At 70.9% G+C, this 20,022-nt stretch carries 24 protein-coding genes; 17 read left to right on the forward strand and 7 right to left on the reverse strand.

The features are described 5' to 3' along the window. From Q7A36_RS33240 to Q7A36_RS33250, 3 genes are all read right to left on the reverse strand, one after another. Positions 1 to 597, reverse strand: a 597-nt coding sequence (locus tag Q7A36_RS33240) for an FAD-dependent monooxygenase (RefSeq protein WP_305108100.1), incomplete at its 3' end; no start/stop codon positions are given. Between the two features lie 9 nt (positions 598 to 606). Next, positions 607 to 1,119: a tripartite tricarboxylate transporter substrate-binding protein gene (locus tag Q7A36_RS33245; RefSeq protein WP_305108101.1), complete on the reverse strand. Its 513-nt coding sequence runs from the start codon at positions 1,117 to 1,119 to the stop codon at positions 607 to 609. A gap of 194 nt (positions 1,120 to 1,313) precedes the next feature. Then, entirely contained in the window at positions 1,314 to 1,745 is a 432-nt protein-coding gene (locus Q7A36_RS33250; protein ID WP_305108102.1) for a hypothetical protein, read from the reverse strand. Positions 1,746 to 1,919: 174 nt separating this feature from the next. Here Q7A36_RS33250 and Q7A36_RS33255 point away from each other — a divergent pair, with 174 nt between their 5' ends. Further along, on the forward strand, positions 1,920 to 2,123 hold the full coding sequence (locus tag Q7A36_RS33255) for a hypothetical protein (RefSeq protein ID WP_305108103.1): 204 nt from the start codon (positions 1,920 to 1,922) through the stop codon (positions 2,121 to 2,123). Positions 2,124 to 2,756: 633 nt separating this feature from the next. Here the strand turns inward: Q7A36_RS33255 and Q7A36_RS33260 are convergent. Beyond that, complete coding sequence (locus tag Q7A36_RS33260) at positions 2,757 to 3,218, reverse strand: hypothetical protein (protein ID WP_305107395.1); 462 nt, start codon at positions 3,216 to 3,218, stop codon at positions 2,757 to 2,759. Then, entirely contained in the window at positions 3,205 to 4,038 is an 834-nt protein-coding gene (locus tag Q7A36_RS33265; protein WP_370655745.1) for a replication protein RepA, read from the reverse strand. Before Q7A36_RS33265 ends, Q7A36_RS33260 begins: the two co-directional genes overlap by 14 nt. Positions 4,039 to 4,138: 100 nt before the next feature. Between Q7A36_RS33265 and Q7A36_RS33270 the strand changes: the two genes are divergently transcribed. From Q7A36_RS33270 to Q7A36_RS33345, 16 genes are all read left to right on the forward strand, one after another. After that, positions 4,139 to 4,495 carry a helix-turn-helix domain-containing protein gene (locus tag Q7A36_RS33270; protein WP_305108105.1) on the forward strand — a complete coding sequence of 119 codons (357 nt, stop codon included), beginning with the start codon at positions 4,139 to 4,141 and terminating at the stop codon, positions 4,493 to 4,495. 368 nt (positions 4,496 to 4,863) lie between these two features. Next, positions 4,864 to 5,325: a hypothetical protein gene (locus tag Q7A36_RS33275; protein ID WP_305108106.1), complete on the forward strand. Its 462-nt coding sequence runs from the start codon at positions 4,864 to 4,866 to the stop codon at positions 5,323 to 5,325. Then, positions 5,322 to 5,939 carry a lytic transglycosylase domain-containing protein gene (locus tag Q7A36_RS33280; RefSeq protein WP_305108107.1) on the forward strand — a complete coding sequence of 206 codons (618 nt, stop codon included), beginning with the start codon at positions 5,322 to 5,324 and terminating at the stop codon, positions 5,937 to 5,939. The genes Q7A36_RS33275 and Q7A36_RS33280 overlap by 4 nt, the downstream gene beginning before the upstream one ends. Next, a complete protein-coding gene (locus tag Q7A36_RS33285) occupies positions 5,936 to 6,226 on the forward strand; it encodes a hypothetical protein (protein ID WP_305108108.1) in 291 nt (96 codons plus the stop codon). The genes Q7A36_RS33280 and Q7A36_RS33285 overlap by 4 nt, the downstream gene beginning before the upstream one ends. Before the next feature lie 5 nt (positions 6,227 to 6,231). Then, a complete protein-coding gene (locus Q7A36_RS33290) occupies positions 6,232 to 6,606 on the forward strand; it encodes a hypothetical protein (protein ID WP_305108109.1) in 375 nt (124 codons plus the stop codon). Then, positions 6,593 to 9,166 carry a VirB4 family type IV secretion/conjugal transfer ATPase gene (locus Q7A36_RS33295; protein ID WP_305108110.1) on the forward strand — a complete coding sequence of 858 codons (2,574 nt, stop codon included), beginning with the start codon at positions 6,593 to 6,595 and terminating at the stop codon, positions 9,164 to 9,166. The genes Q7A36_RS33290 and Q7A36_RS33295 overlap by 14 nt, the downstream gene beginning before the upstream one ends. A 12-nt stretch (positions 9,167 to 9,178) precedes the next feature. Beyond that, entirely contained in the window at positions 9,179 to 9,886 is a 708-nt protein-coding gene (locus Q7A36_RS33300; RefSeq protein WP_305108111.1) for a type IV secretion system protein, read from the forward strand. Then, complete coding sequence (locus Q7A36_RS33305; RefSeq protein WP_305108112.1) at positions 9,880 to 10,269, forward strand: EexN family lipoprotein; 390 nt, start codon at positions 9,880 to 9,882, stop codon at positions 10,267 to 10,269. The genes Q7A36_RS33300 and Q7A36_RS33305 overlap by 7 nt, the downstream gene beginning before the upstream one ends. 6 nt (positions 10,270 to 10,275) lie before the next feature. Next, positions 10,276 to 11,181 carry a type IV secretion system protein gene (locus Q7A36_RS33310; protein WP_305108113.1) on the forward strand — a complete coding sequence of 302 codons (906 nt, stop codon included), beginning with the start codon at positions 10,276 to 10,278 and terminating at the stop codon, positions 11,179 to 11,181. 14 nt (positions 11,182 to 11,195) lie between these two features. Continuing rightward, a complete protein-coding gene (locus Q7A36_RS33315) occupies positions 11,196 to 11,366 on the forward strand; it encodes a hypothetical protein (protein ID WP_305108114.1) in 171 nt (56 codons plus the stop codon). After that, positions 11,366 to 12,139 carry a VirB8/TrbF family protein gene (locus tag Q7A36_RS33320; RefSeq protein ID WP_305108115.1) on the forward strand — a complete coding sequence of 258 codons (774 nt, stop codon included), beginning with the start codon at positions 11,366 to 11,368 and terminating at the stop codon, positions 12,137 to 12,139. Before Q7A36_RS33315 ends, Q7A36_RS33320 begins: the two co-directional genes overlap by 1 nt. After that, positions 12,136 to 13,152 (forward strand): TrbG/VirB9 family P-type conjugative transfer protein, encoded by a 1,017-nt coding sequence (locus tag Q7A36_RS33325; protein ID WP_305108116.1) that lies wholly within the window; start codon positions 12,136 to 12,138, stop codon positions 13,150 to 13,152. Before Q7A36_RS33320 ends, Q7A36_RS33325 begins: the two co-directional genes overlap by 4 nt. Continuing rightward, positions 13,149 to 14,354, forward strand: a complete 1,206-nt coding sequence (locus Q7A36_RS33330) for a TrbI/VirB10 family protein (RefSeq protein ID WP_305108117.1) — start codon at positions 13,149 to 13,151, stop codon at positions 14,352 to 14,354. The genes Q7A36_RS33325 and Q7A36_RS33330 overlap by 4 nt, the downstream gene beginning before the upstream one ends. Before the next feature lie 24 nt (positions 14,355 to 14,378). Further along, complete coding sequence (locus Q7A36_RS33335) at positions 14,379 to 15,422, forward strand: ATPase, T2SS/T4P/T4SS family (protein WP_305108118.1); 1,044 nt, start codon at positions 14,379 to 14,381, stop codon at positions 15,420 to 15,422. Further along, positions 15,422 to 17,302, forward strand: a complete 1,881-nt coding sequence (locus tag Q7A36_RS33340) for a type IV secretory system conjugative DNA transfer family protein (protein WP_305108119.1) — start codon at positions 15,422 to 15,424, stop codon at positions 17,300 to 17,302. The genes Q7A36_RS33335 and Q7A36_RS33340 overlap by 1 nt, the downstream gene beginning before the upstream one ends. Next, positions 17,299 to 17,724: a GIY-YIG nuclease family protein gene (locus tag Q7A36_RS33345; RefSeq protein WP_305108120.1), complete on the forward strand. Its 426-nt coding sequence runs from the start codon at positions 17,299 to 17,301 to the stop codon at positions 17,722 to 17,724. Before Q7A36_RS33340 ends, Q7A36_RS33345 begins: the two co-directional genes overlap by 4 nt. Here Q7A36_RS33345 and Q7A36_RS33350 read toward each other — a convergent pair. Both Q7A36_RS33350 and Q7A36_RS33355 read right to left on the reverse strand, forming a co-directional pair. Continuing rightward, a complete protein-coding gene (locus Q7A36_RS33350) occupies positions 17,721 to 17,933 on the reverse strand; it encodes a hypothetical protein (RefSeq protein WP_305108121.1) in 213 nt (70 codons plus the stop codon). The two genes, Q7A36_RS33345 and Q7A36_RS33350, sit on opposite strands and share 4 nt — an antisense overlap. Positions 17,934 to 17,942: 9 nt before the next feature. Beyond that, a partial coding sequence (locus Q7A36_RS33355; protein WP_305108122.1) for a relaxase domain-containing protein occupies positions 17,943 to 20,022 on the reverse strand: 2,080 nt, incomplete at its 5' end.

A 20,022-nucleotide genomic window follows, 5' to 3' on the forward strand; every position in this document is an offset into this window, starting at 1 on the left:
GGCCTGGCCCTCGAGCGGGATGCCGAGGGCGCGGCGCACCGCGCTGGTGCCACCGTCGCAGCCGGCGAGCCAGGCGCAGCGCACCCGCTCCGTGCCGCCGTCCGCGGCACGGCGCAGCGTCGCGGTGACGCCTCCGGCGTCCTGAGCCAGCTCCTCGAAGGCGACACCCCAGCGCGCCTCGACCAGCGGGTGCGCGAGGACGGCGCGCTGCAGCACCGGCTCGATCTCCACCTGGGAGACGCGCATGGGCGGCTCGGCCGGCATGGTGCCGTCGTTGGTCTCGCGGATCAGCTGCCGCCAGCCCTCGACACTCGGGTAGCGGAAGCGGTGCAGCTCGTGGCCGGCGAGCGTCGTGATCCAGGCAACGTCGAAGTTGCTGTCCTCGGGCACCGCCACGGCGCGCAGCGCATCGATGACGCCGAGGCGGCGGAACAGCTCCATGCTGCGGGCATTGGTGATGTCCATCTTCGGGTGCTGGGTGGTCGCCGGATTTCGCTCCGCCAACATGCAGCGGACGCCGCGGCGTGCGAGCTCGAGCGCGAGCGTCATGCCGACCGGGCCGCCGCCCGCGACCAGCACCGGGACGTGCCGCGCCATCGCGCGGGCCTAGTTCAGAACCGCGGCGAACTGCCGCGCGAGGCCTGTCCAGCGCCTGCGCTCCTCGGCGACCCAGGCGGCCAGGTCCTCGGGGCTGCCGGCCTGGGCCTGCGCGCCCAGCGCCTCCAGCCGGCTGCAGAACTCCGTGCTGCGGGTCACCGCGGTCAGCCTCTCGTTGAGCAGCCGGATGACCGGCGCCGGCGCGCCAGCGGGAGCAAAGAGCGCACTCCAGGAACCAGTGAGGATCCCGGGAAAGCCGAGCTCCACCATGGTTGGCACCTCCGGCAGGCCAGGGTCGCGCAGACGCGTCGTGACCGCCAGGGCACGCAGCGCGCCGGCCGTCACCTGCGATCGGACTTTGACGCCGACCTCGAAGGTGCCGGCAGTCTCGCCGTTGACGACCGCCCGCAGGGCGGTGGCGTCGCGCATGATGACGTGCCGGGCGGCGTCCTTGATGGCCGCGGCGGTCCGGCCGGCCTCGCCGGAGCGGGGCTTTGCGAGGGGAAGACGCTCGGCGGGCATGTCGAAACCGAATGCGGATTCGACTTTGAGGTCAAGTGTCGTCGCGGCGCCGCGGCGCACCAGGGGCTGGGGAGCAACCGATCCGCAAAGCCCTGCAGGGACCCTGGCGGAGAGGATGGGAAGCCGGCTTCCGGTTCGGGGTGTTCCGGCGGTAGTGGCCCAAGCGCAATCGCCCGCCTGCCGCCCCTGCGGGCCTACCCCATTCCGGCGGGGTGGGAGAGAGCACCTGCTGGTCCGATGCGCTCGGCTGTCGGTCCGCCCCGACGCGCCGGCGGGCGGATAAGCGGGTCGGCGGCCAGCAGCCGGGCGGCCCCGAGCACGAGGAAGCGTGCCTCGCGGGACGGCGCGGGCGCGGCTTCGGCCTCCAGCCATCGGGCCAGGCCAAGGACGCTGACCGCGAGCGCGCGGTCGCCCAGTGCCGAGAAGTTGGCATGGAACACGTCCGGGAAGGCCGGGGCCGGGCAGCCATGCAGGCCGGCGAGCCGGCGCGCGAGCTCGACCGCGGCGCCGTCGAGCACGGCGCCTTCCACGCGCTCGACATCGCGCAGGGTCTCGACCAGCGCCCAGGCCGGCAGCGCCCGGTCCGGGTGCTCCGTCAGGGTACGCTCGACGAATGCCCTGGCCACGGCCAAGTCCTCGGGTGCGATCGCGCCGGTGCCCATGGACAAGAACATAGACTGAACATGGCCGCGCAGGCGAGTGCCTGCAATCGGGCAGCCGCTCGGACCGCTTCCGTCTCGACTATGAACCCGCGGCCATGTAAAACATTGAGAGAACATCGCCGCAGAGGTCGACCCGCCATGCCCGAAGCCGACTCTGCAGGCGTGGATCCGGCCGAGCTCGCGCCCGCGGCGCCGGAGGAGGTGGCCGAAGCCCTCGCCTACGCGCTCCGACATGACGAACGCGGTCGGCCCCGGCGCGGCGCGGTGGCCGGCTGGGACTTCGCCGCCGGTATCGCCGCCGAGCACCTGGCGGCCCACCTCCTGCGCGCCGGCTTCGTATAGGTTACTTGGAATCAGCCCTGGTCCGCCGTCACCCACCTCGGGAGGGAGAATGGTCGCAGCTGTTGCCGCACCGCTGCAGGAGCGCTGGCCCGCCCTGGCCACGGTGCCGCCCGCGCTCGCGTGGCTGGGTATACGGTCCGACCTCGGATGCGCGCCGCGCACACTCGATGCCTACGCCCGGGGATTGTCCGAGTACCTGGCGTTCTGCGCCGGACTCGGGGCTGATCCGGTCCAGGCCAAGCGCGAGCACATCGCCCGCTTCGTCCGCCACCTGACTGAGCGCCTGGCGCGGCACACAGGCGGTGGTGCTATCTCCTCTGGTCGCCACTGCCGCCGCGCTCGGGCATGCCGGCTTTGGCAACAACCAATGCCGACATCCTCGCCGGCACGGTGTGCGCCCATGTCGCGGCCAGGGAGGTGGGTCTGCTGACCTGCGCGGCCTGCGACTGAACGGAAGCGGACTGCTCCCCGAACGATGGATCGATATGGGTCAGCGGACTAAAAACGGCCCCATCGCGGCAGCATTGCCCGGCTGGTACCGCCGGCCGTCCTACGATTGCTGCGCCGGCCTGCTTCCCGCGTGTTCCCTCGGGAAGTCGGTCGCTTCACCGTGGCGGCAACCGACCGACATTGTCACGTGCCGTGCAGCAGCTTGGCCAGGGTCAGTTCGAAGCGGTAGGGTTCGAGCCGGGAAGCGTCGAGCCGCAACAGCCAAGCGGAGCTACCTTGCGGGTCCGGTCGGTCGTAGCTGAGCAGCAACGGACTGCTGCGGTCGAGCCAGCGGCGGCTCGGGATCAGGTAGACCTGCGGCTCCTGCGCGAAGCGAAGCCAGATGAGCGCCACGTAGACGCCCGGCGCCGGATCCATCTGCGCCTTGGGGATGGCAACGTACTTGTTACTCTCCCTGGTCGATCGCACCCAGACGTCGATGGTGCGGCCGGCGGGATGGTACCCACGCAGGAAGTGGATGCGCCGCGAGCCCAGGTGGAGGCGCGTGATGCTGAATCCGGCCTCGACGAACCGCTCGGTGATGAAGTCGAGGCTCAGTCGACGGCGAGCGGACGCAGTGTGCAGAAGCAGGTCAGTTGCCTTCATGCCGACCTTCCTGTCCGCCGGCCCGCTCGGCCATGCCCAACTGCTGACGCCACGTGGCGGGCGCTCCATGGACCGGGACGGGCAGCTCCGGGAGAACGGCCGGCCTCGACGGCGGGCGTCCTGCCACCAGCGACACAGGGCGCGGCGGAACGGGCCGGTGCGAGGCGGGCGGCAGTGGGCCGCGCTCGGTCACCTCCACCGTCGCATGCCGGTACACCGCCTGCGTCAGCCCGAGGTTCTTCAGGAAGGTCGGCCGGAAGTTGTCCATACGCGCGCAGTCGGCGCCGAACTGCGCCTTCAGCGCCGCCCCGGGCACGGGTGTGGACTTTGCCAGGGCATGCAGGCAGCAGGCCAACCAAGCATGGAGGTCGAGCGCGACCGAGTTGTTGCTAATGCGCCTGATAGCAACCTCCTCCACGGGGACCGTGTGACGGCGAAGCTGGTCGAAGAACACCTCGGAGAGCCTGGCCACCTCGGCGAGTGACGCATGCCGTGCCGCATCGCCGGCCGGCACGAACATGGCAGTGTCGAGTACGTGCTGGTTCACAAGGCCGATGTGGCTGCCGGCTGCGACGCGGAAGGCAAAACGGCAGCGCGCAATGCGTTCGGCCTGCGCGCGGACGACGTGCTGTGAGCGGCGGCTCTGCTGATGTTCATCCCGCTGAGCCAGCGCCGCAGGCTGCCGCCGAGCGGGACGCGCGCGAATTGGGGCGCAGCGCCTCCGTCTGCAGGAAGATAACGATGAGCCGGGCGCGGCTGCCATAGGGCACGCCGACGGACACCAGATGGCCGGCGCCGTCTGACGGTCGATCGCACGCATTCCGAAAAATATGAAGTCTGGGTAGACTTGCGGCTCAAGGATTCCGCTGTCGGAATCAGCGCCCGCTGGTGTAGAAAAATCTACCTTGTGGGAACATAAATTGACACAACGACGACATAGCGATCGTATCAAAAAGGGCGCTTCAGCAGACGATGCAGTCACGCCACCTTCAGTCTCAATCGCACCCGACCAAAACCAAGCGGCACAGAAGAAGGGAGCAGCCGAAGTTCCACCAAAGCAGTACGGGTTCGGCACAAACCTGATTCGCTTGCGGAAGGCTGCTGGGCTCACTCAGGATGAGTTGGCCGCAAAGTCCGGCATATCGCAGTCAAACATTAGTTCACTCGAGCATGGGACTTTGGACCCGCGGCTCTCGACCGTTCTGGCGCTGGCGAAAGCCCTCAAGGTTCCACCTTTGATCCTTCTTCCCGGTTGGGACCACACGCCCGACGAGTGAGGCGCCGTTCGTGCCGCCTTGCCGCTCCCGCCTGACACGTCGCCGCGAGGACCCCTTTCATACTAGCTTTAGGTATCGATAGACCGATACTCTGTGCGGACCACACATCGCTGGAGCGCTCCCATGGAGCCTCTGCTGATTGCCCTTCCTTGCATAGTCGCAGCACCAATCACGACGCGCTCGATAGCGGGCGCGGCCAGCACGCCACTGCTGGGTGACCGATTGCTCCTGCCTCGGTGGGGACCGACGCCCTCGTAGTCGGCGTCGTCACAGCACCGACTGGCACCCGAGAATCTGCTGACGCGTCCTCAAGCACGGACGTGGCGGCAGACATCGTGCTTCGCCTGATTCCCGATGGAGAACCGGGAATGAGCAGCCTTCTACGTGTGCCCACCATAGCCATCCTTACGACCGGAACTGGACCAGAAACCCTGCGATTGCTGGTCAGCAATACGCCATGCCACGGCGTGCGTCTGCACTTCATCACAAAGGCTCTGGCGGTGTGGCGCCTTGATGCTGTTGTTGACCGTTTTCTCGTCAGGCTTCGCAACGACGCAGGACGCATCGGGCTACCGACGGCTGGCACATGTTCCTTCGCAGCGCTCCCGGCGATGTCCTTCTCGGCACGCCAGGAACGCCATGGGCGCACCGATTGGGGCAGCACCCTGCTGCTCGGCGCGGGGGTGGGCGCTGATTCGGCCGCGGCTGTCGTCGGCGGCGTTGGGAATGACAGCAGTCACTCGCAGCGCGCACACCGCCGCGGCGCCTACGGTAGCTACGGGCTGTCGGGCTACGGCGCACCGACCATTGGCCGAGGGTTCAACTGGTGAGCGCTGCGGCCCTCACCCTGACGGCAGCCACTGCTCTGGCCGTGCAATGCGCGCCAGACGTGGCGCCGGGCACGCTGACCGCCATCTGGATCCATGAAGGCAGGGGCGTCCTGAACCCCTACGCCATTGGGATCAACCACGGCCCGCGACTGCCCAAGCAGCCCACCAGTGCGACCGAGGCCGTGGCGGTGGCGCGACGGCTGCTGGCGCAGGGCCGCGACTTCGACGCCGGCCTCGGGCAGATCAACGTGCGCAACTGGCGCTGGCTCGGGCTCGACGCCGAGACGGTGTTCGATCCGTGCCGCAACGCCGCGGCCTCCGCGGCCGTGCTGACCGCCTTCAGTCGGTATAGTACCGGTACGGCCAACCTCGGCTTCGCCAACGGCTACGTGCAAGGCGTGGTGGCCGCAGGCCGCGCCAACGCCGCCGCCCCCTCCCCTGCCGCGGCACCTTCCACGCCGGAACAGCCCCCACCAGCCGAGCCGCCCCCATGCGCACCGAGCTTCGACTCCTGGGCCCTCGCCCTCTGCAGGGAGCGCCAGGCCCGTGCCCGCCACCAGCAGGCGCCGGCACAGCCCACATCCCCCGACGCACCGAAGGAGGAGTATCCATGAGCCTCCGCACGCCCTCCGTCGCCGCCGCCCTCGCCTGCGCGGTGGTGGCCGGCGCTGCCCTAATGCCGCAGCCCGCCCTTGCGCAGGCCGACATCAACGCTGGCGTCACCGCAGCTTACAACTGGGCCGTCGTCGTGGTTCGCGCCGTCGCCGCCATCATGGTCATGGGCGCCTTCGTCATGTTCGCCGTTGGCCGCTTCGCCTGGTGGTCCGGCGCCATCATGCTGGTCGGCATCCTCGGCGCGGCCAAGAGCTCGGCTATCGCCCAGGCCATCTTCGGCTCCTGACCGCCATGGACGCCGGGCAGCCCGCGGATGTGCCGCTCGAATCCGCCACCTGCGAGGTGGAGGTCACCCTGCCGCAGATGTGGCTGGGCCTGCCCCGCAATCTCGGCTCGGGGCTCGTCGCCGCGGCGGCCCTCGGGGTCGTGTTCATCGATAGCTGGGCGGCGGGGATCGCCCTCGCTGCCAGCCTCGTCGTCGTCTGGGTCGCCGCCAAGGCCGCTGTCGCCAGAGACCTATGGGGCTTCGACAACCTCCTGGCCTGGCTGGCGACCGACGCGCGCTTCCTCGACATCGGCGGCAAGGACGGCTGGAGCGGCGCCCGCCTCTGCGGCTTGCCGCTGACCGACCGCGAGACGCGGGGGGTGGGCCATGCCCCTCGATAACCTCGCCAGCGCCCTGGGCTACAGCGGCGGCTTTGAGACCGCGCCGGCGCGCTTCCTGCCCTATCTCGATCACTGCACGCCCGGCGCCATGCTGCTGCGCGACGCGTCCGTCATGGGCATGCTGCGCATGCCGGGCCCACCCATTGCGCTGGCGTCCAACAGGGACCGCAACGGTGCGCTGCTGCGCCTCGTCGCCCTGCTCAATGCCATCGCGGACGACAATGTGGAGGCATTCATCCATCTGGTCCGGCATGAGGGCATCCCGCCCCTGCCGGGGCGGCCCGCCGCCGTCACCGCCTTCGATGCCATGTTCCTCGAGGACTGGACGCGGGAGGTCCGCCAGGGCCTGCGGGTCAACGACTGGTTCCTGACCGTGCTGGTGCGGCCTCGCGGCACCCCATTCGCCATGGCCACCGACATCCTCAGGCGCCTGCCGCCGGTCAAGGCCGTCCGTGGACTGTGGCAGAACCGGCACCGAGCCGATGCCGAGGCCCGCGACGACGAGAGAGCGGCGCACGATGACCGCCTGGGCCAGCTCGAGAATGCCATGGGGCTCGCCATGGGCCTGCTGCGGGGAGCCCGGCCGGTGCGCCTGGGCCTGCGCCCCGGTCCCGAGGGCAGCGATCTACTGTACTCGGAGATCGCCGAGGCGCTGGAACTCATCCGCACCACCAAGTACCACCCGCAGCCGCTGGTGGCGCCGCCCGGCACGCTGGGCGCGGCCTTGGCCGCGCACGACCCCATCGCCGGCCGGGGCGGCTTCGAGGTGCGCTACGGGGCCGGCGGTACGGACAGCCATTTCGGTCAGGTCTACGGCGTCACCGCGTTCCCCAAGACCATCTGGCAGAACCAGTTCGACGAGTTGCTGGCGCTCGACGGCAACTTCGTCCTGACCAACCACATCCGCTTCATGAACCGCGGCCAGCAGCAGGACCACATGAAGCACCTGCGCCGGCTCATGGAGACGGCCGGGGAGGAGTACGAGGCGGGCGCCGCCAAGATGAAGGCGGCGATCACCGAGGTCGCCACCGGCCAGCAGATGCGGGGCTATTGCCGCTGGTCCCTCGCCTTCCACGCCGAGCCCGACCCGGCCATCATCCGGCAGACCGAGGAGACCGGCGCCGAGTACGCCCGCCGGCGCTACCGCAATGCCATGCGGCAGGTGGACACGCTGGCGTCCAGGGCCAGGACGATCCTGGTCAACGCCGGTATCCGCATCGCGCCGGAGGGGAGGGGGGCCAAGTCGGCGCTGATCGCGCAGACGCCCGGGGCGCCGCGCATGTGCCAGATCCGCGCCGGCATCCTGCCCACCGACTATTTCGCCTCCCTGTCCCCGGTGGCGGGCTTCGCGCGCGGCCCGGACAGCTTCCGCTGGGGCGGCCCGACGCTGCCCATGCAGACCACCGCCGGCACCTTGTTCGTGGACGACCTGTTCGTGGGCGACGTGGCGCATCTCGCGATGGTGGCGCCGAACGGGGAAGGCAAGACCACCTACCTCGGGGCCAACGTCACCGCCGCCCGCGCCCTGGTGCGGGCCGGCCAGCGGCCCGGCACGCAGATCCTGCTCGATATGGACCACTCCAACGAGCAGACCATCATCGCCAATGGCGGCAGCTACATGCCGATCCTCGCCGAGGAGGATAGCGGGGTTGCGCCGCTCCGCCTGGCCGACAGCCGCAAGACCCGCGCCATGCTGCGCATGCTGGTGGCGGGCCTCTGCCGGCTGGCGGGCACGGAGCCGGGTGCGGAAGACATCCAGGGTATCCGCGAGGGCGTAGACTTCGTGATGGGCGAGGTGCCGGCGGAGCGCCGTCACCTGGGCATCATCCGCGACTTCATGGGATTCCAGGAGGGCGGGGCCGGAGCCGCGCTCGAGCGGTGGTGCCGCAAGTACCGGGGCGAGCTGGCCTGGGCCTTCGACGGCCAGGCGCACCGCATCGACTTCGACGTGGAACTGGTCGGCGTGGACCTGACCGCCATCAAGGACCATCCGCTGGTGATGCCGGCGATGGGGCAACTCCTGCTCTGGATGGCGTCCGAGATGATGGACGGCCGCCGGTGCCTGGTGTGGTGCGAGGAAGCGCCGGCCTACTTCGAGCGGCCGGACTTCTCGGCACTCGGCAAGGGGCTGGCGCTGCGTGGGCGCAAGCGGAACACGGCGTTCATCGCCATTGCTCAGATGCCGGAGCACCTGCTGAACAACGAGGCCGGCGAGGCCATCGTCAAGCAGGCGCGCAAGCTGGTGCTGTTCCGCAACAGCGCCGCCGAGCGGGCCGATTACGTGGACGGCCTCGGCGTGCCGGAGCCCGTGTTCCAGATGGTGCAGCGGGGGATGTTCTCGCTGCCGTACCGCTCCGTCCTGATCTTCAGGAAGGACGGGCAAACCAGCGTCAACCGCTTCGACCTCTCGGGCGAGACGCTGCGCAAGTACCTCGCGGTCTTTTCCGGCACCACGAACAGCGTGCGCCTGTTCCGCCGCATCCAGGCGAAGAACGGCCCGGGGGACGTGCGCCGGAACCTCGAGGAGTTCTGGCAGCGGCAGGCCGAGGCTGCCGCGTAGGAGGGAGATGCAATGAAGTACATGCTGCTCGCAACCGCCGCCGCGCTGGCCCTGGCCGGCCCGGCATGGGCGCAAGGCATCCCCGTCTACGACAACGCCAGCATCATCCAGACCGCCACGGCTATCGCCAAGGACGCTGCCTACTGGGCCAAGCAGGCGGCGCAGATGAAGTCGCAGCTCGACCAGGCGATCGGCATCTACAACGGCATCACCGGCCCGCGCCCGCTCTACGCCATCGGCAGCGTGCTGGCTGACCTCGACCTGCAGCTGCCCGGGATCTCTAACTTCCAGATCGCAAGCGCATTGCAGGGCAACTTCACCTGGGGCGACGCGGCCGCGCTCGCCCGCGGCAACACCTATGCGGAGCCGACCGGGGACGACCCGGAGGCGCGCGAGATGGCGCTGCGCCGGCTCTCGCTGGCCAACCTCCAGCAGGACGCCCGCGACGCCATTGCCGCGGCCGAGGCCCGTGTGCTCGGCATCAGCGCGTTGCGCGCCAAGGCCAGCGCCACGGCCGACCTCAAGGAATCGGCCGACCTGCAGGCCCGCATCGCCGCCGAGGAAGCGGCGCTGCAGAACGACACCGGCCGGGCCCAGCGCATGCAGTTGCTCGCCACCACCCAGGCGCGGGTGGACGAGATGCGCGACCGCGAGCTCGCCCGGCTCTCCGCGGCGACCTGGTACGACAACACCAAGGAGGTTTGGGACGTCAAATGGTGAACCGCCACATGCGGACCGCTGCGGCGGTCGTCCTCGCCCTGACCGCGTGCTGCGCCTCGGCCGAAGCGCAGTCCCGCCGCACGGTCAGCTACTTCCTGGCAAACCCGACCGAGCGCGACGCGGTGCTGCGCGAATGTCGGAACGACGAGCGGGCGGCGCGCATGCCGGAATGCGCCAACGCGCAGCGCGCGGCCGACCAGGCAGCCAGGGAAGCATACCTACGGGAGCAGCGCCAGCAGCACACGCCCACACCGAACGAGTTGCTGACGAGCCGGCAGTATTACGTGGATAACCCCGTCGCCCGAGCGGTGGTGCTCGGCCAGTGCGCGCGCGGTACGGCGCGCTTGAGCGATTGCGAAGCCGCGCGGGCGGCGGGCCGGTAGCTCACCATGGCCGGGATCATCACGGCAGCTTCCTACGCCACCTCCCTTGCCGTGCAATACACCGCGGTGCGGGATGGCATGGACGGCGTACTGGCGTCGGAACTGAAAGTGGTGCTTCCGGTCCTCAAGACGGTGCTGCCCGTCTATACGCTGGTGCAGTTCCTCCTGTTCGCCAAGGGGCACGTCACCGGCTTCGCCTTCGTCGGTCGACTGCTGCGAGCCGTGGTGGTGTCCTTCATCCTGTCGAACCTGTGGGTCGACTACGTGCGGAACTACGCTTTTGAGAAAATCCCGACCTCGCTCGCCGGTGCCGCGTCGGCTCGCACCTTCAATCTGACAATGCCGCAGCAGTTCGATGCGGTCTCCAAGGAGATCGACAATCTGACGGCCGAGATCCGCACCAGGAACACGTCGTGGTCGGTGTCGGCCATCGGCAACAGCATGATGACGTGGCTGGTGTGGGGCGGCATGCAGTTCTGCGTTGCGCTGCAGGCCTATATCTGGCTGACCTCGATCCGCATCATGGGGCTGCTGCTCTGCGTCGGCGCGTGGCTGATCCTGTTCGAGTTATTCGAGCGGACGCGCGGGTTCTTCCAGCATTGGATCGGGCTGGTGGTCGGCCTCTGGACCTTCCAGCTCGCAGCCTCAGTGCAGTTGCAAATCTCTATGCAGAGCGAAGACACCCTGCTGCGCGCGATCCACGATCAAGCCGTCAACAACAGCGTGGATCAGATGCTGGCCAATCTCGGGCAGGTCGGCAACGCACTGGTCGGGGATGCCCTCACGATGCTGGCGGTGCCCACCCTGTTCGGCGGTGCGGCCGGGGCAGCCGCGCAGATCGGCGCCGTCGCGCTGGCCCGGTCCATGCCCGGGATGCTGAACAGTCTCAACCGCTTCGTGCGCCGCAAGTGACAGGAGTCCCTGCCATGATGCGCCTCCTCCTCACCCTCGTCCTGCTCGGCACCGCCGCGTGCGCCGAAAAACATGAGCTGGCCAAATGCGAGGGGGTGGTACTCGCCCTGAACACCGACCGCTGGAAGCCCAGCCCCGAGCAGCAGGCGGAGATGGACCGCCTCGCCACGGAGGCGTGCCGCTGATGAGCTGGTTCTCACGACCCCTCCCCGTGGTCGCCCCGGTGCCGCCCGCGGGCCTGGACGACCATTTCCGCGCCGCCCTCGCCGCCAATCGGCGCATGGCGCGGCGAGAACGCAGCTATGTCCTCGGCGTCGCCGCGCTGGCGGCTGGCCTCGCCGTCGCCTGCGGCTACCTGCTCTACCGCAACGAGAAGCTGGTGGAGTTGGCCGCGGCCAATGCCCTCCGGGTGGTCTATGTCTACACCCGCGAGGACGGCTCGCAGGTCCACTCGGCCGCCTATTCCAGCCTGCCCGTCAAGTTCCAGACGGACAACACGCTGAACAGCCTCTGGAACTACGTCTGGTGGCGGGAGTGCTGGAACCCCGCCGAAGCCCCTCGCGCCTTCGTCAACGTGCAACGCATGAGCGACGAGCGCGTCGGCAAGGAGTGGCGCGAGGTGATGGCGAACAGCAACAAGCTGGCGCCGCAGAACCGCCTCGGCCCGCGGGGCGCCTATTACACCTGCGAGCCCATCGCCTACGCGCCGGTCGGCAGCGACAACGACCGCTACGAGTTCCGCTTCCTGCGCCGCGAGGTCGACCGCGGCCGGCCCGACCAGGGCATCTCCATGCACGTCACGGTGGCCTACCGCACTGGGGTCTATCCCGATGACGAGTACGGCTGGATTGACCGCACGGTGTTCAACGCACCTGGCATCCAGGTGTGGAGCTACCCCGGCGCCCGGCCCGACGCCGTGCAGCAGCACCTCATCACCCAGAACGGGCGCCCGCCATGACCCGCCGCATGCTCCTGCTGGCCTGCGCCGCCAGCGTCGTCGCCGGGCCCGCCCTGGCGCTGGACTCCACCGAGGCGGTCACCGCCGACCCGCGGCTGCGCAGCGTGCGCTACGACCCGGAGCAGGTGGTGATGGTCTACACCAAGCCGGGCATGACCACCCGCATCCGCCTCGACCCGCGCGAGCATGTGGTGAATGGCGGCGTCATTTACTCCGACCAGCGGACCATGGCCGCGCTCGACGGCACGGACCCCTACGACGAGGAAGACCGAAAGCAGGAAGCGCAGGCCGGGCAGGCCGGCGGGGCGCAGGGCACCCAGTCCTGCAACCGCAACATGTGCGTCTCGGTGGTCCTCAACACCGTCTATGTCCTGCCGCGGACCCAGCTCGCGCCGCAGCCCTTCTTCCTCCGCACGGAGTGGTGCCCGGAGGTTGGCAAGCCGTGCGAGCCGGGCGAGTACGCCATCGAGTTGCGCTCGGAGCCGCCCGAGGCCCGCAGCGGCGTGGCCCAGCCCTTCTTCGGCGTGCAGTTCACCTATGCTGACCGCGAGCGGGCCTGGGCCGCGAAGCAGGCCGCCGCCAGGCGGGCCGCCGATGCCGAAGCCGCCCGCCTCTGGCGGCAGAACAACCCCCGGCCAGAGCCGGTGTCGGTGCCGGCCGAGGAGGACCGCTACGAGCTCGGAGTCTGCCGGAGCGGGTCCGCGCTGCACCCGGACGAGGCCTGGACCAATGGGCGCACGACGTTCCTGCGCTACAAGGGCACCCGGCCGACGCCGAACGTCTACGAGATCCGCCTCGACGGCAAGGAGACGCTGACCCCCTTCGCCATGGAGCCCGAGCCCTGGGGCACGGTGATCCGGGTGGGGACGGTGCGGCCGGTGCTGATCCTGCGCCACGACGACCTCGCCAGCTGCGTCGTCAACATCAGCCCGATCGCGGACGGGCACGGCACGATGCCGGTGGCGCCCATCCGGACGCCGTGGGCGGGGCGGCCGAGGGTGGCGGCCCGGTGAGCGTCCTCGATCCTACGACCCCGACGGACCAGGGGCGGGGCCGGGCCGGGCCCTGGACCAAGATCGGCCTGGCCGGCGGCGCGGTCCTGGGCTTGTTCACGCTGGTGACCTTCGGCGGCATGTTCTCCGCCCCACCTGGCCAGCACACGGACGACGGGCAGAAGCCCAAGGTGCCGCGGGCCGAGCCCTTCGTCGCGCTGCCCGAGGGCGGCCAGGACCGCGGCAACCCGCGCGAGAGCGCGCCACCGGGCGGGCAGCCGACCGCGGCCCAGAGGGGGTCCGCCCAGCGCATCCTGGCGGGCCAGCAGGGCGGGCAGGCGGGCGTGGCGCCGGTGGTCAGGCTGCGGCCTCCGCCACCCATCACCATCTCCACCTACACCCCGCCGGCCGGGCCGACGCCGCAGCGCGAGGACGGCAAGGAGCCGCGCGACAACGCCACGCCGACCAGACCGCCCGGCAGCGGGCAGGGCGGTGGCGGCGACGACAGCCCTACCAGCCTTGGCGGGCAGCTCAACGGGGGTATCCGCCTGGCCGCCGCCAAGGCCGGCTTCATGCCGCATCCGGAGTACATGATCCTGACCGGCACGCAGATCCCCTGCGTGCCGGTCGAGACCTACAACTCGGCCATGGGCGGCCTGGTCACCTGCAAGGTGCCGCAGTGGGTCCGCGGCGACGGCCTGCGCATCGGCCTGCTGCCGCCTGGCACCACCATTAACGGGCAGATCCGCGGCGGTATGGCGCAGGGCCAGCCGCGCCTCGGCGTGCTCTACACCCGCATCGTCACCAGCGGCGACCGCTTCGTGGTCAACCTGCAGGGCCTCGGCAGCGACGCGCAGGGGCGGTCCGGCCTCGACGCCGACATCAACACCTTCTTCTGGGAGACCACCGGCGCGGTGGCGCTCTATGCCCTGATCCAGGGCACCACGCAGGCCGTCCCGCTCGCCCTGCAGGCGCTGCTCCAGAGCCACCAGGGCAACGGCAACACCTACAACAACTTCGGCGGCGCGCTGTCCGGCTTCACCAGCGGCGCGGGCGGGCAGGGCCTGGCCAACCGGCTGCTGGCCGACCGGCTCAACCGCCAGCCGGAGGCCGAGCGCGACTGGTCGCTGCCGATGTTCGTCACGGCCGGCCAGGACCTCGACTTCCACGACGTCTGCCGGCAGCGCCGCCGCGTCAACCAGATGGCCTGCCCCGCCATGTGAGGTCAGCCCAGGAGGTGGAGTGCCATGAGCGAGACGCTCGAACTCGACCCTGCTCTCGAGCGCGACGCGCTGGACACGGCGGTGGAGCCCATCGCCCACCTGCTCGCCGAGGGCGAAGACGTGGCGGTGAACACCCCGGGCGAGGCCTGGCACTACCTGGGCGGCCAGTGGCACCGCCACGCCATCCCGGCGCTGAGCGAGGCGCGGTGCCGCGGCATCGCGCTGCTGGCCGAGGCGCAGACGCGCCCGGCGGTGCGCCAGAGCATCATCAGCACCGACATGCCCAGCGGGCACCGGCTGGAAGCGCTGCTGCCCCCCGTCGCCATGCCCCACACCGTGATCCTCTCCTTTCGGCGGGGCGGCGAGCAGGTGCCGGTGGGCGGCGAGCTCGGCAAGCGGTTCCAGGCGAGCCAGTGGAACCGCTGGGGCTCGCAGAAGGCGCAGGCGCGGGCCGCGGCCAGCGATCTCCTGGCGCTGTTCGACACCGGCGACATGGACGCCTTCCTGGCTGGCTTCGCGCGGCGCCGCCTGACCCCGGTGTTCTGCGGGGACACCGGGGCGGGCAAGACCTACGTCCTCAAGAGCTACGCCGTGCTGCTGCCGGAGGACGCCCGCATCTGCGTCATCGAGGACGCCAAGGAAGCGGTGCTGCGGCAACCCAACCACGTCCGCATGCTGTTCAAGCGGGGCGGCGCCGCGCCGCTCGACCTGCTGCGGGCCTCGCTGCGCCTCCGGCCGGACTACGTGGTGCTGCAGGAGCTGCGCGATGCCGAGGCGTCCTGGGTGTTCCTCAACGACTGCATGGCCGGCCACCCCGGCAGCCCCACCACCATCCACGGCGGCACCGCCCAGCAGGCCGTGCGCCGGCTGTTCTCCAACATCCAGGCCTCGGAGGAGGCGCGCGGCATGGACGGCGAGCGGCTGATCGAGTTCATGGAGACGGCGATCGACCTCATCGTGCCCATCCAGAACGACCGCGGCGTCCGCAGCTTCGGCGATGTGTGGTTCGCCGCGGACGCCGCGCGCCGCGGCAAGACCCTGCGCGACCTGATCGGCGGCAACGACTGATGGGCAGCGCCGCCACCCTGCGCTGGGCCAGCCTCGGCGCCCGCGGCCTGCTGTGGTGCGCCATCCTCGCCGCCGGCTGGCTGCTGGCGGCCTCCCTGCTGTTCCTGGTCCTGGACGACCTGCTGTTCGACGGATCGGTCCCGGCGCTCGCCCGGCCGGTGTTCTGGTGGCACGCCAGCATGGCGGCGGCGGCGGGCCGGCTGACGCTCGAGGAGACCGCCTATCTCGGCCTGTCCGGACTGCTGCCGGCCCTCGCCATGGCCGGGGTGGTGCGACTGTGGATCCGGCAGCAGGGCGGCCTGCGCGGCGCCATGCAGGCGGCCTTCGGCCTCTACCTGGTCACCCGCAGCGCCTCGCACACCTACGGCGCCGCGGACTGGATGCCGATGGCCGAGGTCCGCAAGCTGTTCCCCTCCGAGCCCGAGCCCACCATCGGTGGCGTCGTGCTGGGTGAGGCCGTGCGCATGGACCAGACCGGCGTGGCGCGGGTGCGCTTCGACCCGGACGTGAAGTCCGGGCAGCACACCTGGGGGCCCGGCGGCAAGGCGCCGCTCATGTTCGACTACTGCCGGGAGGGCAACACGCATGGCGTGGTCATGGTCGCCGCCGGCCTGTTCAAGTCCACCTCGTTCGCCCTGACACTGGACTACTGGAAGACCGGCGCCTTCATCTTCGACCCGGCCGGCGAGCTGGCCAGCATGACCGCGGACTGGCGGCGGCGGCTCGGCCACACCGTGCATGTCCTCGACCCCATGGGGCAGTACGGCACCAACGTGGTCATGTGGATCACCCGGGCCATTGCCGCCGAGCACCCGCTGGCGGAGGTGTTCCTGACCGCCACGGTCGAACGCTGCTACGGCCGCACGCCGCCCTCGCCGGGTCAGGGCAACGACAACGCGGCCTACTTCCGCGAGCAGGGCCGCAACCTGTTCACCGCGCTGCTGGCGCATGTCCTGTGGCATCCCGGCCTGACGCCGGAGGAGAAGACCCTGCGGCTGGCCAAGCGGCTGCTGACCCTGCCCGAGCAGGAGCTGCGGGACGTGCTGCTGGCGATCTACGAGACCTCGCACAGCCGGCTGGCGCGGGACCTCGCTGCCCCGCTGTTCGACCTCACCAAGGTCACCTTCGACGGCATCCGCAGCAACGCCAACCAGGGCACCGCGTGGCTCAACGTCGAGAGCTTCGCCAACATGGTCAGCACGCACAGCTTCGACCTGGCCGACCTCTGCACCGGCCGCGCCACCGTCTATTGCCAGATCAGCATGGACGCCCTCGAAGCGATGCCGGAGATCGGCCGGGCCATCGGCTCCGCCGCCCTCAACTCGGTCATCCAGGCCGAGGGCCGGGTCACCGGCCGCGTGTGGTTCTTCATCGACGAAGCGGTGCTGTGGGGCCCCATGGGTGCCCTGCGCACCGCCCGCGACCAGGGCCGCAAGTACAAGATCACGCTCTGCCTCTGCTACCAGAGCGAGGGCCAGGTGGAGGAGGTCTGGGGCGCCGCTGGCAAGCGGGCGTGGTTCGGCAACGTCTCCTGGCTGATGTACGGCGCGCAGCGCGACCTCTCGACCAGCGAGCACCTCTCCAAGCAACTCGGCACCTTCGGCGCCAAGGAGTTCTCGGAGAGCCACAACAGCGGCACCTCCGGCAGGGCCCTGGAGTGGGGCACCCGCAGCCGCGGCACCAGCAACAGCAGCCGCGACACCGCCCGCGCGCTGATGATGCCGCACGAGCTGATGCAGGACATGCGCACGGACGAGCGCATCCTGCTCTACCTCGCCGCGCCGCCCATCCGCTGCCGCGCCTCCATCGCCTTCTGCCGGCCGGAAGTGCGCGACCGCATCGGCGCGACTGCCTACCAGCCGCAGGCGGGGCGGCCATGAACCGCGCCGGCTACGTCTACGTCCTCACCAACCCGGCCATGCCGGGCATGGTCAAGGTGGGCATGACCGAGCGGCACCCGCATCTGCGCGCGAAGGAGTTGTCCGCGCATACCGGCGTCCCCTCCCCGTTCCAGGTGGCGTGGTTCGCCGAGGTGGAGGTCTGCGCCGCCGTCGAGGCCGCGGTGAAGGTGGCCATGGACCGCTACCGGGTGAACGGTCGCCGGGAGTTCTTCTCCGTCACCGTGCCCGAGGCCCGCGAGGCCATCGAGCGGGCGGCGGCCGGGCGCCTGGGCCGCCGCGTCGTGCCCCGCCCGGCCGGCCGCTTCCGGCGGCGCGGGTATGCCCGCTGGGGCATGGGAGTGGTGGCGGCGCGGGCGGCCCTGCTGCTAGCCCTCGCGCTCGCCGCCTTGCGATGGCTCTAGACGCCCTGCCCCTGCTGGTCGGCGTCGTCGCGGCGCCGGGCCAGGCGCTGCTGCGCCCCCTCCGCCTGCGCGACCCGCTGCTCCTGGGTGGCGGCCGCGGCGGCGCTCCGCTCGCGCAACTGCCTGCCCTGCGCGACGGTCTGCTGGACGAAGTCCCGCTCCCGCTGCTCGACGCGCGCCCTGGCCTGCCTCACTTCCTTGGCTTCCATGGTGCCCTCCTACTGGCTCAACGCCTGGCCCTGCTCCTGGACCGAGGGTCCGCGCAGGGCCACGCCCTGCTTCTGCAGGCTGCGGACGAAAGCATCCTCCGCCGCCTGGTCGATGCGCCGCTCGGCTGCCGCGAAGACCTTGTCCCGGTCCGCGGCCTTGACGGTCTCCGGCCGGGCCATGCCCCGCCACAGCCGGTACAGCGCCCCGGCCGCCGCGGACCGGTCCATGTGGCCTTCCGCCACCAGCGCGCCGAGCGTGCGGGCCCGGGCGTTCATGGCGTTCTGTGGCGTGCCGTGCACGGCCAGCATCGCCTCGCCCTGGCTCATGCCGGGCCGGGTCACCGGGCCGAGCGGCACCGGGGGTGGCGCCGGCTGGCTGGGGACGGGCGGCGTCCGCTCCTCCAGCTCGGGCGGCACCGGCGGGCCGAACTGCGGCAGGTTGGCCCGCACCTCCTCCCGCAGCCGGGCGGCGCCCAGGCGCGGCGGCGCGGGTGGCCCGTAGGTCACCAGGGCCTCCGGGGTGGCCGGCCCGGTCGTCTCCCTGGCGGCCTCGGCCATCTGCCGCACCAGGACAGCCGCACGGGCGTCGCTGAACATGCGGCCGGCACCGGGGCTGGCACCCAGGCCCACCGCCCTGATGGCCCGCTGCTGGGCTTGCTGACGCATGTCGCGGGCCCGCACCGCCACCGCGGCCAGCGCCGGCGCCGGCATGGCGGCTGGCAGCTCCGCCACCGCAACCGCCCGCAGCGCCGCCGGACGCTCCAGCGCGGCCTCGGCGGAGGCCTGCCGCACGGCCCGGCGGGTCTCCATGGCCTCCCGGATGCGCTCCGCACCCCAGCGCACCACGGCCGCGGCGGCCCGCACCACCGGGCCCAGGCGATAGGCGCGGATCCAGTCCTGGGCCTCCGCGCCGGCCCGCCAAGCGAGTCCATGGCCCACCGCGCGCAGCACGTCGCCGGTCTGCCGGCGCAGCGTCGCGCGCGCCGCGGCCAGGCGGTCCTCGGCCTGCTGGGAGGGCGGCGGCGCCAGCACCCGCACTGCCTGCTGCACCTCGCGCGCGACCTGCTGCACGCCCTGCAGGAGGCGCTGGCGCCAGGCGACGCCGACGACGGAGGGCGTCTCCTGGTCTTCGGCCGCCGCCGCCTCGCGTATGTGCACCGTAGCCTGCAGCCGCTCGATCGCGGCGCGGCGCAGCGCGGCCGAGCGTTCCAGCATCATCCCCTCGCCCAGCCCGGCTTGGGGAGCGGCGCCGGCGGGCTGCACCAAATCACGCGGTGTGAAGCCATGCGCGGCAGCCTCCTGCACCCAGGCTGCTCGGTTGCCGACTGCGTCGTGGCTGGTCTGCTGGGTCGCCCGAGCACCGCGCTTGATGAGATCGGCCCGAAGCCGCGGCGCAAGGTCGTCGAGGTCGGTCGCGGCGTCTGCCACCAGCCGCTTGCGCTTGGCGAAGTCCAAAGCCCAGGCGGTCGCCTGCGCCGTGCGCCGGCCCATGGCCGCGGCAAGCGTGGGCGGTATCTCCGCCATGACCGCCACCCCGTCCTCCATGCGCAGGCTGGCCCCGGCGGCGCGCAGGCGCCGGGCAAGCTCCGCCTGATAGGTAAGCTCAAGCGCCGCCACCCGGCCCGACAACCGGCGGAGGTCGAAAGCGCCGACGTGGCCGTCCGGCGTGACGACCGCATTGAAGACCAGGTTCTCCGTGTGGAGCATCGGGGCGACATGCCCGTCTCGGGTGCGCCGCGTGGTCCGGTGGTCGATCTCCACCCGGCCGACCCGGCCCCGCATCTCGACCCGCCCCTGCGCACCGCGGCGTGTCCAGCCGAGGATCTCCCGCTCGGCCTCCGCCATGACCGCGGCATTGGCGCCGCGGTGGGCGCTGTCGAACACAGCCCGCGCCGCTTCCGTTTTCGCCAGGGCCCGCGCCAGGGAGACCGTGATATGCGGCGAAACTGTCACCAGGACGCCGACGATCTTCTTGCCGCGCTCCGAGCCGTACCGGTAGCGCGGCAGAGGACTGCCATCCGCTTGATGGCCCGCCAACAGGTGTTCCAGGGCTTCCCGGCTTGGCGTGATCCGCGGCGCCAAACGAAGG

It is taken from the genome of Paracraurococcus lichenis (genome assembly GCF_030657435.1).
Classification (GTDB): Bacteria; Pseudomonadota; Alphaproteobacteria; order Acetobacterales; family Acetobacteraceae; genus Paracraurococcus; species Paracraurococcus lichenis.

Bases quoted from the DNA above. Each gene is read 5' to 3' on its own strand.
- Q7A36_RS33245 (WP_305108101.1), bottom strand. From the start codon at position 1,119: ATGCCCGCCGAGCGTCTTCCCCTCGCAAAGCCCCGCTCCGGCGAGGCC.
- Q7A36_RS33255 (WP_305108103.1), top strand. From the start codon at position 1,920: ATGCCCGAAGCCGACTCTGCAGGCGTGGATCCGGCCGAGCTCGCGCCC.
- Q7A36_RS33260 (WP_305107395.1), bottom strand. From the start codon at position 3,218: ATGAAGGCAACTGACCTGCTTCTGCACACTGCGTCCGCTCGCCGTCGA.
- Q7A36_RS33265 (WP_370655745.1), bottom strand. From the start codon at position 4,038: ATGCGTGCGATCGACCGTCAGACGGCGCCGGCCATCTGGTGTCCGTCG.
- Q7A36_RS33275 (WP_305108106.1), top strand. From the start codon at position 4,864: ATGAGCAGCCTTCTACGTGTGCCCACCATAGCCATCCTTACGACCGGA.
- Q7A36_RS33285 (WP_305108108.1), top strand. From the start codon at position 5,936: ATGAGCCTCCGCACGCCCTCCGTCGCCGCCGCCCTCGCCTGCGCGGTG.
- Q7A36_RS33290 (WP_305108109.1), top strand. From the start codon at position 6,232: ATGGACGCCGGGCAGCCCGCGGATGTGCCGCTCGAATCCGCCACCTGC.
- Q7A36_RS33295 (WP_305108110.1), top strand. From the start codon at position 6,593: ATGCCCCTCGATAACCTCGCCAGCGCCCTGGGCTACAGCGGCGGCTTT.
- Q7A36_RS33300 (WP_305108111.1), top strand. From the start codon at position 9,179: ATGAAGTACATGCTGCTCGCAACCGCCGCCGCGCTGGCCCTGGCCGGC.
- Q7A36_RS33305 (WP_305108112.1), top strand. From the start codon at position 9,880: ATGGTGAACCGCCACATGCGGACCGCTGCGGCGGTCGTCCTCGCCCTG.
- Q7A36_RS33310 (WP_305108113.1), top strand. From the start codon at position 10,276: ATGGCCGGGATCATCACGGCAGCTTCCTACGCCACCTCCCTTGCCGTG.
- Q7A36_RS33315 (WP_305108114.1), top strand. From the start codon at position 11,196: ATGATGCGCCTCCTCCTCACCCTCGTCCTGCTCGGCACCGCCGCGTGC.
- Q7A36_RS33320 (WP_305108115.1), top strand. From the start codon at position 11,366: ATGAGCTGGTTCTCACGACCCCTCCCCGTGGTCGCCCCGGTGCCGCCC.
- Q7A36_RS33325 (WP_305108116.1), top strand. From the start codon at position 12,136: ATGACCCGCCGCATGCTCCTGCTGGCCTGCGCCGCCAGCGTCGTCGCC.
- Q7A36_RS33335 (WP_305108118.1), top strand. From the start codon at position 14,379: ATGAGCGAGACGCTCGAACTCGACCCTGCTCTCGAGCGCGACGCGCTG.
- Q7A36_RS33340 (WP_305108119.1), top strand. From the start codon at position 15,422: ATGGGCAGCGCCGCCACCCTGCGCTGGGCCAGCCTCGGCGCCCGCGGC.
- Q7A36_RS33345 (WP_305108120.1), top strand. From the start codon at position 17,299: ATGAACCGCGCCGGCTACGTCTACGTCCTCACCAACCCGGCCATGCCG.
- Q7A36_RS33350 (WP_305108121.1), bottom strand. From the start codon at position 17,933: ATGGAAGCCAAGGAAGTGAGGCAGGCCAGGGCGCGCGTCGAGCAGCGG.